This is a genomic window from Paenibacillus sp. J5C2022, assembly GCF_025567625.1.
GTDB lineage: Bacteria > Bacillota > Bacilli > Paenibacillales > Paenibacillaceae > Pristimantibacillus.
In genome coordinates this window covers 1-12,708 of record NZ_JAOQJC010000050.1, presented here as the reverse complement: position 1 = coordinate 12,708, position 12,708 = coordinate 1, and the positions used below count along the sequence as shown (strand labels likewise).

Below are 12,708 nucleotides of genomic sequence, written 5' to 3'. Positions count from 1 at the left end.
TACTTATGAAAAAAGAAAAGAGGTTTTCCTATGTCGATAGATATCTTTAGCCAACAGCCAATAACGGCGGAGCAACTGCAGGAAGCCATGAGTCACGCGCTTCAGCAGATTGACCGGAACCTGGAACAGCTTGGGGATCAATTCCTGGGCTTATCCAGCGAGAATCTGATCTACCCCGCCATTGACAATATCAGCTGGGCGACCGGCTTCTGGACCGGGATGATCTGGCTGGCTTACGAGGTCACCGGTCATGACAAATACAGAGAAGCAGCGGAGCGGCATGTTATCAGCTTCAAGGACAGATTGGACCGTGAAGTGGATATCGATCACCACGACTTGGGATTCCTCTATACACTGTCCTGTGTGTCCGCCTATAAGCTGACTGGGAGCGGGCTTGCGAGGGAGACCGCTCTCAGAGCGGCTGACCACCTCTTGGGCAGGTTCAAAGAGAAGGGGGCCTTCATTCAAGCGTGGGGGGAGGTGAATAATGGGCAGGAAAGCAGGTTAATCATCGACAGCCTGATGAATGTGCCGCTGTTGTTCTGGGCTTCGGAGACGACCGGCCGGCCGCAATACGAACAAGCCGCTTATGAGCATGTACGCACATTGACAAAGCATATTTTCCGGCCTGACGGTTCAACTTATCATACCTATTACTTCGACGCCGAGAGCGGGCGGCCGATTAAAGGCGTTACGCATCAAGGCCATTCCGACAGCTCCTGCTGGGCTCGCGGGCAAGCTTGGGGAATTGCCGGATTGCCATTGAGCTATCGGTATACGAAAGATCCTGCGTTGATTGATGCCTATAAGAACACGCTCCAATATTATTTGGCGCGATTGCCCGGGGACTATGTGAATTATTGGGATCTTGTATTTACGCAAGGCGACGAGCCAAGAGACAGTTCAGCGGCGGCTATAGCCGTATGCGGCATGCTGGAGATGAACAAGTGGGTGGAACAGGAGGATGAGCTGAAGAGACTGAACACCCAGGCAGCCCAGTGTATCTTGCAGTCATTAATGACAAGCTACACGACCAAAGGCTTCCCGCATTCCAATGGATTGCTGCTTCATGCCGTCTATGCCAAGCCGCAAAAGGTCGGCGTAGATGAGTGCAACATATGGGGGGATTATTTCTATATGGAGGCGTTGGTACGGTTAATGAAAGATTGGGAGCTGTATTGGTAAGCAAGCTCGACTAACTTAAGGGGTGAGTGTATGAAGTGTTCAGCGGTTGCAGTGATAGGGAGAATATTGACGGCCGTCCTGTGTTTGAATGCGATAATGTGGTTATGGATGCCGCCATCCACCTATGCTGCCACGAATATCGGCAGCATAGACAGCTTCCCCGGCAGCGTACTCGGCAATTGGTCCGGCAACAGCGGAATAACGGACCTGGACAGCTCTACGACGGTGTATGAAGGGACGTATAGCCTAGCGGTATCCTATTCAATCGACAATGTACAGAGAACGGCCACGATTCAGAAGTCGCTTTCGAGCCTGAATGGAAGCTCGTACAGCGGGATTCAATTCCGGCTCAAGGGGCCGGATGTTTACGGCGATTATAAATTGCGATTGACGACAGATGTTAACGGCGCCCCGGTTCAGTGGGAAACAGTGAACATGCTGCTCGGGAAAAATGATTGGAAGCAAGTATTTATCCCGTACAGCCATTTCCGCAACAGCTCGGATCTGAACACCGAGGCAACCTCCTTGGATATGAGTGCGATTACCGAGCTGGCCATGGACTTCACCAAAACCAATGGAGATCCTGCCTCGGTGGTTACGGGGACGCTCTATGTGGATGATATCAAGTTTGTCGATGATCGCATTGACGACTACGAGAACGGACTATCCGGTTATTCGGGGGACGCCTACACGACAGTTGCTGGCGAGACCAGCTTGAATGATGTTTATGAAGGGGAGCAATCCCTCAAGCTCAGCTATGACTTCGGCTCGGAGCCCGACGGCACCGTAGGGACGGTGACGAGACTGCTGGCGGGAGAGGCGGACGCAAGCGAGTTCAATGGCGTTTCCTTCTGGATGAAAGGCGATCATCTCGACAATAAAATGTTTTTGTCGTTCCACACGGCTAGCGGCACGACGTTTACGAGCATGCCTGTCGAGTTGAATACCGGGAGCAAGTGGAAGCCGGTTGCATTTTATTGGGGCCAGTTCTTCACGGGCAGCAGTTATACGAAGCCGACCGCCGCCGACTTGGCGGAAATCGATGAAGTATATGTTCATGTGATGAAATACGGACAAGACAGTTCCGTAATATACCTGGATAATGTGTCGTTTACTCTACGTTCTGATCTGTTCGCCAATCTGAATTATTCGGGCTTCCCGGGCTTGAGTGCGGTCAAGAGCTACGTGGATGAGGGCGATTACCAGCATGCCAAAGCGGCTTTATTGACGTACATGCAAGCGAGAACCTCGCCAACCTATTACTATAATTGGCAGGACAAGACTTCTATTATGAATACGTTCAAAACCAATTATCCCTACGAAATTGATGCGAATGTCGATTATGCGGATCACAATGCCAAGACCTATGACTTTACCTTCGAAGGAGATCACAGGCAGCTTGATCCGGACGGGGACAATGATATTGACTGGTATCAGGGCAACACGGTGTTTACCAGTTATTTATCCCGTACGGGCTGGTGGCTTGATCTGGGCAAGGCTTACTGGAACAGTTACCTGACGACCGCCGATGAATCGTATGTGATGGAATTTAAGGCAGGCTTACGGGATTTCGTACAGGATGTTCCCCGGCCTAACGTCATTGTCAATTATGTTCCTCCCACCAAGAGCCAGTTCGTGGAGAGCGGGAACCTGTGGGTCACTTTAGTTGCCGGAATCCGATTGGACAATTGGATCGCGGCCTATCATTATTTCAATCAATCCCCCAGTTTCACTGCCGAGGACAACTATGTTTTCCTGCAATCGCTGTTGGAGCATACCGAATATTTAATCGGCAGCCAGGAAAGCTTCCGGCAATCGAATAATTTCCAAATTGTTGAAAGCTACGGCATTTTTGAAAGCGCAACCATGTTTCCGGAATTCTCGAAAGCAGCCGAGTGGAAAGCGACGGCTAAAGATTTGCTTGAACAGCAGTTGGACAACAGCGTGCTGGGTGACGGATTTCACACAGAGCTGACCTTCGGATACCATGAGTGGATGCTGGATAACTTCTACAAGAGCAAGGTGCTCGGCGATGTGAACCAGGATGCTTTCCACCCCAACTTTGAAGCCAAGTTGGAGAAGATGTTCGAGGTCGACATGAAGATGATGGATGCCAGAGGGTATACGCCGCCGATCAGCGACAGCGCGCCTTACTACAGACGGCACTATCTGTCCCTGGGAGCGGCGATATACAGCAGAGGGGACTTCAAATATTTGAGCGATAACAAGATCAGCTCCGTTCACTTCTGGACCACGCCGACCTCCATTATGAACAATCTGAACCTTGTAGCTGCGGCGGAGCCGGACTTTCTTTCCACACGGCTGGAGGACTCGCAGTATTACTATATGCGAACCGACTGGAGGGACGGCGGCAATAATATGATAGTGGACGGGGCCCCTTATTTGGGGGGGCATTTCCATATCGATGCGATGAGCATTATAGCCGGTTCGGATGGCGACCAGTTGATCGTGGATCCGGGCAAAGGAAATTACGGCGATCGGGATTATTATCCGAGCTACTTCGCCTTCAATCCGCATAACGCCATCGCACAGGACGGACAGAGGAACCCCGTCATTGACCCTATTGAGAATGTATGGGAGACGAATGCCGAATACGATTATGTGGACTTGACCGCAAATTACGATGCAGCCCCAAGTCCGGTGCCGTACAGCCTGAGCCGGAAAATCTACTTTGCCAAACCGAATTACTGGGTTATGAACGATCTGGTCAGCGCGAGCGGTACCCATGACTATGAGCAGCAATTCCATCTGGCTCCATCCGCGATTTCAATTGACAAGACGACAAAGGCGGTGGAGGTCAATAATACGATAGACGATTACGAGTCGAATGACCTGGGGCACTATGCGCCCGCCGCTACAAGCAGCTTGTCGGTCGCGACGACCGAGAAGGCGGAGGGAGAGCGCAGCCTGAAGGTCGACTACGATTTATCTTCGGGATACAGCTGGTTTAGAAAAATCTACGACTACCAGGCCCAGCATGTGTCCGGGCTTACCTTCTGGCTGAAAGGCAATTCGACTTCAAACGTAGTCAAGCCCTATATTTTGACTGCCAATGGGAACTGGGTGGCGACCGCAGGAATCAGTCTCGATTATACAGGGTGGAGAGAATATTGGTTGCCATGGAGATCTTTCGATAAGGAAGGGGCTGCCTCCTTGAAGATGGGGGCTCTGGATGCAAGAGATATTCAGGCTGTCGATTTCCACCTGCTCGGGAGCGGCACGGGAACAATTTACCTGGACGATGTGAGCTTCTACGACAGCTATGACATCAGCAGCTTCGAATCGGAACGAATTGCGGATTTCGATACGGGAAGCTATCCGGGCTGGGCGCCGCGCACGGGTACGATGGCGTTGGATACCAGCACATTTTATGAGGGAGCCGGGAGCCTGAAATTTACGGCAGACTTCTCAATCGCAAACTTCGATTATGTTCGGAAAAATCAGAGTTATAACGCCTCCGACCTGGCTGGAATCACCGTCGCGATCAAGGGAACGGGAACGCCGGTCAGCTTCATGCCATATATCGGAAGCAACACGGGCATTTGGCGGGGGAAGCAAACCTATTCGTTGAATTATTCAGGGTGGAAGGTCTTCTATCTGCCTTGGGAATCATTGCGCAAAGAATCCAATGTCGGGCAGCTTATGACCTCTTCCGATGCACAGGATATCAGCTTTGTAGAGATCAGAATCAATCAAAGCTCGTCGACGAACCTATACACTGAGGTGAACATCGACAGCATGGGCTTCTATGATGATTACCAGTTGAAGGATACAACGGAGATGGGGCTTGATACCTGGTCTGCGGTCACGGATAACGTCGACTTATCGTTGGATTCATCCGTTGCTTTCGAGGGCGGTCATGCTCTGAAGATGGATTATGAGCTGACGGGGAGTGAACTGGAGGCGGAGATTGTCAAGACGGGGAGCTACATCGCATCCTTCAAGTTATATGAAGGTCTTATGTTCAGACTGAAAGGGAACGGAGACGCCAATCAACAGCTTCGCGTGCTGATTAACGATTATATCTCTCCTGACATAGCCTTAAGTCAAACGGATTGGACGACCGTATTTATTCCATGGAGCGACTTCAAGCTGGAGAAGGATTCGTCGATCGTGATGGGCGAGCCGTCCATGAATCGCCTTGCATTCCGGGTCATTCAAAACGGCGGATCATCATCGGGAACGGTCTATGTAGATGCCATCGGCTTCAGAGGTGCAGAGAAGGCCAACATGACGATTCTGCCGGCGAACCCGTCCGAGATCAGCGAAGTGAAGATATACTCGAATTGGGTGTACTATAATGCGGGCAGGTATGAGGCGGGTCCGGTTATCGGCTATCAGAAGCATGACGTGACGGGGGACACGGCATATCATACGGTCATTGTCCCGGGGGCGAAGGGGATGTCCCCCGATATAGAGGTATCGAGCATGAATGTGACGCAATATGGGAATCTCCTGACTTCCAACGAAGCTCTTGGACTGGCGTTGACCATTGAAGAAGACGGCCATACCTATCGGGATTACTATTTCGCTTCCTACAGCGGAACGAATGAGGCCAAGCGCTTCGGCAGCGTATGCTACAGCGGGGATAAAGCCTACATTCGTACGACAGACGGGGCCGTTACACAGGTAGTCAAAGACGAGGGAGAGCTGCTGTATGATTGCCTGGAAGTGGATGACTTTGACACAGGCGGGCTTTCCGCCGATTGGAGTGTCAGAGGCGATGGCAGTTCCGTTCTGACCTTGGACACCTCTGAAGCGGCAGAGTCTTCGGTCGCGAGCGGCAAGGTGGCCATCCAATTCGCGCCGGGCTCACCTGCATCGGCGTATACGTACATTCGGAACAATCCAGCGGCCGATGTGGATGTCTCCGATTACGCCGGGATCATGATCCGGGTGAAGGGACAGAGTTCCGGCTATGCGCTAACCTCGACGATCGTCACTAATTACAACGATGTGACAAAGACATTTTATTATCAAGCGGAGCCTTTCATCTTGGATCACTCAGGCTGGCAATCTTACTATATGCCATGGAGCAGCTTTGGCGCCTTGAGCAATAATTTGGACGAGCTGCAATCCCTGGATTTTGTCCAGTTCCAGTTCTCTAAGCAAGATGCGGCCAATGCGGATACTGCCGATCTCTACGTCGATCAGATCTTCTTTGCCAAGCCATTCGAAGAGTAGAGCTGCGGCAATGCTCCGGTAGAGAGAATTGCCCCGTGCCGGTTCCGGCACGGGGCAATTTCCAGCTATTTACGTGGGGATAAGAGCAGTTCTCGTAGAAAGGCCGTTGCTTCCGGAGCATTGCCATCGCGAATCAACGATTCGAATTGTTCCGCAGGAACGTCATCTACGAGCTTAACGAAGGACTCCATCATATTTACGCCTTCTCGTACGGCATCCAAGCTGTCTTCCCGATAAGGATATTGATCAATCGACAGCCATCCTTGGTAATTCGTGCGCTTCAGCCAGTAGAAAAACTCCAATGTCTCGATCGTATGAATGCTCCCTACGATCATATCATCGTCCCAATAGCGATAATTATCATTCATGTGAATATGGAATAGCTTATTGCCGTACTTGCTGAGGAGGGCGACAGATTCTGCAGGCGTCTCATAGGCGTTCAACGCATGTCCGAAATCGATCGTGACTCCGACGTTGTTCAGGCCGATCTCTTGAACCGTCAGCAGCGAGATTGCCGCGCTGCTTAAGTAGCTGTGCGTGCGGGGCTCCTTGATCTTATATTCCAAACTGATCTGCATATCGGAACGATATTGGGCGACTTCCTTAATTCCTTCTGCGAACCAATCCCGTTCTTGTATGTAGTCGGCTTGGAACAAATAATCATATCCGTCTTGACCGGGCCATAAGCTAACGAGATTTCCCCCGAGCTCGGCTGCAGCATCGATCATCTCCTTGCAATGCGATACCGCTTCCCGGCGAATTGCGGGATCTTTTGCTGCGAAGCTGCCCTTTTTCCATTTCATTTGTCCGAATTGGTCAGGGATGATGGATGCCAGCTTCAACTGGTTCTCGACCAGATGAGCTTTGATCTCTTGGACATTGGATTCGGTCACATGCCAATTCCCGACCAGTTCCACTCCGGTCACTTGCGGGATGCGCTTTACCCGTTGGAACAACTGGGAGATAGTATAAGGTTTACTATACCCTGTAGTCAGAAATCGGTCTGCGCAAGCACCAACATTAGATAAAATGACAGCATATTGGGGATTCATCGGACAACCTCCATTTTTTCATTGTGTTAAGGCTTATGATTGATTTTGTACGAAGGATACACGGTAAGCTTCACTGGATAAGGCTTGGATATCACGAACTTCTTCTGCACTTAACTGCTTCGGCGTTCCTATTATGCTGGACAGCAGGAAGATTCGGGCGCTAGCTTCGGCGACCTCTGTTCGATAATAGGCTTCGCGCAGGTTGGTACCGAGGGTTACCAGACCATGGTTGCCCAGCAATAGGGTGTCTGCGCTTGCGGCCTTCTCGGCTACCGCATCTGCCAGGACCTGAGTGGTAGGGATGACGTAATCCACGAAGCCTGCCTCCCCCAGCAAGGCAGCTTGATCCGGGAAGAGGACGGGAAGCTCTCTGGACACCAGGCCGAGTGCAATGCAATGAATGGGATGGGTGTGGACGATCGCTTGGACGTTCAAGCGGGTGCGGTAAACTTGCAGATGCAGGAGAAGCTCGGATGATGGCTTCAGAGATCCTGCATCTGTGCGGCCGCTGGCGATGTCAACCGCGCACCATTGACTCGGATCAATCTCAGCCAGATCGAATCCGCTAGGCGAGATCAGCATCCATTCTCCAGTCCGGATACTTAGATTGCCGCCGGGGCCGGCAACCAGGCCATTTTGAACGATTTTTTTTGCGTAGCTGCTTAGAAGCGCTCTGGCTTTGTCCAAATGCGTTCACTCCTTGTTTTCTGCTTACCATTGATTCTAGGGTGTGGGCTCGCCGATGTCTTTGCACAATATGATCAACATCGAATGAGAACATGAATTCACATTATTGGATTGGAGTGTTCAGGTGATATGAGGATTCGCAAGTGCGGAATGTATCCCGTTGCATCGAGGCAGGATGCTGAACCGGAAAAGGGAGGCATACATGCCAGCTTTGAGATGCTCTATTTGTTCGAAGGACAGTTCAAGCTGGAATGGCTGGGCATGACTTATTCGTCCGCGGAACCCTGTTTATTCCTAATTCCGAGCTATACGCCGCACACCTTAAACGGCTTGTCCCAATCATTCAAGTATTTCTATATTGAAATAGACACGGATTCCGATGAACGTATTCCAAGCTTGCCGTTCATTATGAATTGGAATGAGATTCAGGGGAGAAGTGGCGGCAACATGCCCGAAGTGCAACTGGTCTTGTCCAGCGTGAAACTGCTTTCCGAACTCGTAGCTCTAAATCCGGAATTGGAGGATGACACGTTGCATGAGTTGGCTATTACGGATATCAAGAAAATTTTTCTATTGATCAACTATATCCTCACCCCACAGCGTTCAAGGCTTGAGAAGGGACAAGCGAGTCACCAAGCAACCATTAATGCCCTTATGCGCTATTTGGAAAGCCACTATACAGATATGAGCACACTTCCCACACTCAGCCGGATCGTGCATCTGAGTGAATCACATCTTATTCGGGTCTTCAAAAAGCATACGGGCAAAACGCCATTCCGCTATCTGGATGATCTAAGACTTCACGCTGCCACCAGTTATTTGGAGAATACAAGACTGGCCATTGGAGAAATTGCGGACTTGACCGGATTTAAAAGCATTCATTTCTTCAGTCGGCATTTCAAACGAAGATTCAAGGTGAGTCCATCCGTGTGGAGGGAACGGCATAGCCAGGCAATTGAATAATTCAGTTATATCTGTTATACTTCGAATATAACAAGTGTATGAGTTTGGAGCCGAAATGGGGTTGGGCTAACCAATCATACGAGACAAGTGTGGTGATGCGAATATGCTGCTGGATATTGATCTGCAATCGGAGACGCCGATCTATACGCAGATTGTCCATGGAATAGTGGAAGGGATTGCGCGGAAGCAACTGCAGCCCGGGGAAGGCTTGCCGTCCGTGCGAAGTCTGGCTGCCGATCTCGGCATTAACCTGCATACGGTGAACAAGGCCTACCAATTGCTGAGGCAAGAAGGTTATGTGCAGATTAATCGCAAGCAAGGCGTTGTCATTACGACGGACGCTTATCCCACTGCGGATGAAGCCTACAGAAGCCGCTTGATGGAGCAATTGCGACCACTAATAGCCGATGCGATATGCAGAGGGATGACGGATAAGCAATTCGAGGAAATCAGTCAAGCTGTATTTCAAGATATGCTGCCCAAGGAGGAGAGCTGACATGAGTCAAGGCTGGCTGGTGTTGATGACGGCAATTGTAATGTTCCCGCTCGTATTGATTTCGACCATTATGCCCTTTCTGACCAGGAGAATCGAGAGCTTCGGCGTGACTGTGCCGGAGCAAGCGCAGAAGGATTCCAGGCTTGCTGCATTAAGGAGCCAATATGTCTGGTGGAACGGAGCCGCCGGCGTTGCGCTCAGCGCGTCGCTTGTCCTGCTGTCGCTGAGCGGAATGAATGAGGAGCGCTGGAGCCTGGTCATGATGGGGCATGTGTTCGGCTATCTGATCCTGTCATTCCTCTTATATTTGAAGCAGCACCGTGCCGTCAAGCGAATAAAGCAACAGGAGAACTGGCTGACGGACAAGGTGCAGCGAGTCATCGTAAATACGAAATTCCGGCAGGAGAAGCTGACTGTATCCTATCTCTGGTTTATTCCTCACTTCCTGCTTATCGTTTCGTTCGTTCTCATCGGTTTGCTGGGTTACGATCAATTCCCGGACCGCATTCCGATGAAACATGACTTCGAAGGGAACATTACAAGAACGGTGGAGAAAAGCTACTCGGCTGTCATGTGGCCTGCCATCATTGGCTCGTTCGTGCTGCTTGTATTCATCTTCGTCAATTATTCGATCGGCCGCAGCAAGCAGATCGTGGAGTCCAGCGATCCGGATGGCTCCTTGCGGCGCAATGTCAAATTCCGCCGTTACTGGTCTTCCTTCGTCGTTGTGAACGCCTTTCTGATGATCGCGATGTTCGGAAGCTTTCAACTGTACCAGCTGCTGGATTGGGACATCCGGGTGCCAAGCGTACTCGTCCTTGTCGTAACGGGCATTATCGTAGTGGGCTCCATTGTGTTGTCGATTGTGACCGGGCAAGGCGGAAGCCGGATCGGAGGAGGCGTCGGTGATGCGGATGGGAAAGCGGCGGCAGCCGCAGGAGACCAGGATCAACATTGGAAGCTGGGCCAATTCTACTTCAATCCGAAGGACCCGGCGATATTCGTGGAGAAGCGCTTCGGCGTCGGCTGGACGATGAACTTCGCAAGGCCGCTTGGCTGGCTCATCCTGATCGGCATTATTGCCGTCCCGCTGCTGCTCGCATGGCTGTTGGGATAAGCGGGTGGCGCTATGACCGAATTCGGCTCACAGACTCGGCTTGTATGGAATTGGATGCCTGCACATAGGAAAATAGTGACAGACACGCCTTGTGAAAACGCTGTAAAACCGAATAATTAAAAATATGATTTCCTCGAATATTCGTGAAAAATGTTGACAAAATAGCGGTATTCTCTATAAAATTGTAATCGGAAAACAACAGCATAAAACTTTTCGTATAATCTCAAGAATTGGCTTGAGAGTCTCTACAGGTCACCGTAAATGATCAGGCTACGGAAGGTGAGAAAGATGTCCGCTACGGTCCAGCGGATCGTTTTTTCGCTTTTTGCAGAGCCTGGGAGGAATGCGCGCATGCGCATATTCATCCGGGCTTCTCTGTTTGTTCCAACACAATTTTGGGAGGGTATTGATCAAAATGGAACGTTTCTTTCGATTGAAGGAACTGGGAACAAATGTAAGAACTGAAATTATGGCGGGGCTGACGACTTTCATGACGATGGCCTACATACTAGCAGTCAACCCTATGATTCTGACACCGGCCGGACTGAGCTGGGAGGGCGTGTTCCTCGCTACGGCGCTCGCGGCGGGCATCTTCACCATTGCGATGGGACTGTTCGTCAACTTCCCGGTCGCACTGGCGCCAGGCATGGGCTTGAATGCCTACTTCGCATCGGTCGTTATCGCTTCACAGGCAACCGGCAAGCCGATCTCGGCTTCAATGGCGCTGACAGCGGTATTCATCTCCGGTATTATCTTCATCATACTGACCGTTACCCAAGTACGCCAAATGCTTATTACAGCTGTTCCCGACAGCCTGAAGCATGCAATCACGGTCGGTATCGGCTTGTTCATCGCGATTATCGGTCTGAAGAACAGCGGACTGATGACGATTGTCGTGGACAGCTTCACGGACATACCGCAGAAGAGCTTCGCCGCGGTTAGCGGGCCTGAGACGGTCATCGTGCTCGGCAGCTTCCATAACGCGGAAGTGATCTTCACAATTGTGGCGATTGCGCTGATCGCGATTCTGATGGTGCTCCGCGTCCCTGGCGCTATTTTGTTCGGTATTCTTGGCACGACAGTTCTAGCGATTGCTACGGGCCATGTGAACGTTAGCGAAGCGCTGGAAGGCAAGACGTGGGTTCCGAACTTCGGCGAACTGAACGTGTGGCACTTTGACTTCGCCGGCGTCTTCGAAGTGGGACTGATTACCGTCATTCTGACATTCACATTCGTGGAATTGTTCGATACGTTCGGTACGCTTGTCGGCACGGCTAACCGCGCCGGCGTTATGAAAGACCCTGAGAAGGGCAAGAAGAAGGTCGGTAAGGCAATGTTCGTGGACGCGATCGGCGTTAGCGGCGGCGCGGTACTGGGCACAAGCACCGTGACGGCTTACGTAGAAAGCTCGGCGGGCATTGCGCAAGGCGGACGCTCCGGCTTGACGGCCGTAACGACGGGCATCTGCTTCCTGCTCGCCGTCTTCCTGTCGCCGCTGGTGGCACTCGTTCCCGGCTCGGCAACGGCTGCCGCTCTGATCATCGTCGGCGTGCTTATGATGCAGTCCGTGAAGGAGATCGACTTCTCCGATATGGTCTATGCGATCCCTGCGTTCCTGACGCTGGCGCTGATGCCATTCACATACAGCATTGCGAACGGCATCTCCTTCGGTATCGTCTCTTATGTACTGCTGGCTGCCGTATCGAATCTGTTCGGCAAGGGCAAGTACAAGATCCACTGGCTCATGTGGATTCTCGCCATTCTCATCTTGGGCCGTTATATTTTCCTTGGCGGCGAATAATAGCATATAAGCGACAGAAGAGAGAGCAGCGCTGGACCGGCGCTGCTCTTTTCTGTTGGCGATTAAATCAATCTTATGCGATCCGGACTAGTGTATGAAACCTACATTGGAGAGCCGAAAAGGTGCGTGCGATTCGGACTAGTGTATGAAACCTACATTGGAGAGCCGAAAAGGTGCGTGCGATTCGGACTAGTGTATGAAA

Annotated in this window: 8 protein-coding genes and 1 riboswitch; of the genes, 6 read left to right on the top strand and 2 right to left on the bottom strand. The window is 51.2% G+C overall.

The window, feature by feature from the left end; translation table 11 throughout:
• The first annotated feature begins 30 nt into the window (after window positions 1-30).
• Window positions 31-1,185: a glycoside hydrolase family 88 protein gene (locus M6D81_RS27465; protein WP_262680385.1), complete on the top strand. Its 1,155-nt coding sequence runs from the start codon at window positions 31-33 to the stop codon at window positions 1,183-1,185.
• 30 nt (window positions 1,186-1,215) lie between these two features.
• Window positions 1,216-6,390 (top strand): heparinase II/III family protein, encoded by a 5,175-nt coding sequence (locus M6D81_RS27460; RefSeq protein WP_262680384.1) that lies wholly within the window; start codon window positions 1,216-1,218, stop codon window positions 6,388-6,390.
• A gap of 65 nt (window positions 6,391-6,455) precedes the next feature.
• Here the strand turns inward: M6D81_RS27460 and M6D81_RS27455 are convergent, their stop codons facing one another.
• Both M6D81_RS27455 and M6D81_RS27450 read right to left on the bottom strand, forming a co-directional pair.
• Window positions 6,456-7,442 carry a sugar phosphate isomerase/epimerase family protein gene (locus tag M6D81_RS27455; protein WP_262680383.1) on the bottom strand — a complete coding sequence of 329 codons (987 nt, stop codon included), beginning with the start codon at window positions 7,440-7,442 and terminating at the stop codon, window positions 6,456-6,458.
• Between the two features lie 33 nt (window positions 7,443-7,475).
• Window positions 7,476-8,129 (bottom strand): class II aldolase/adducin family protein, encoded by a 654-nt coding sequence (locus M6D81_RS27450; RefSeq protein WP_262680382.1) that lies wholly within the window; start codon window positions 8,127-8,129, stop codon window positions 7,476-7,478.
• Window positions 8,130-8,258: 129 nt separating this feature from the next.
• On the opposite strand from M6D81_RS27450, the gene M6D81_RS27445 reads away from it, so the two are divergent.
• The 4 genes from M6D81_RS27445 (at window position 8,259) to M6D81_RS27430 (ending at window position 12,506) form a co-directional block, all read left to right on the top strand.
• Window positions 8,259-9,092, top strand: coding sequence for a helix-turn-helix domain-containing protein (locus M6D81_RS27445; protein WP_262680381.1), 834 nt, complete (start codon window positions 8,259-8,261; stop codon window positions 9,090-9,092).
• Window positions 9,093-9,195: 103 nt separating this feature from the next.
• On the top strand, window positions 9,196-9,588 hold the full coding sequence (locus M6D81_RS27440; protein ID WP_262680380.1) for a GntR family transcriptional regulator: 393 nt from the start codon (window positions 9,196-9,198) through the stop codon (window positions 9,586-9,588).
• A gap of 1 nt (window position 9,589) precedes the next feature.
• Window positions 9,590-10,705: a DUF1648 domain-containing protein gene (locus M6D81_RS27435; protein ID WP_262680378.1), complete on the top strand. Its 1,116-nt coding sequence runs from the start codon at window positions 9,590-9,592 to the stop codon at window positions 10,703-10,705.
• Window positions 10,706-10,898: 193 nt separating this feature from the next.
• Window positions 10,899-10,998: riboswitch (purine riboswitch) on the top strand.
• 122 nt (window positions 10,999-11,120) lie between these two features.
• Window positions 11,121-12,506, top strand: a complete 1,386-nt coding sequence (locus tag M6D81_RS27430) for an NCS2 family permease (RefSeq protein WP_262680377.1) — start codon at window positions 11,121-11,123, stop codon at window positions 12,504-12,506.
• Window positions 12,507-12,708: the final 202 nt, after the last annotated feature.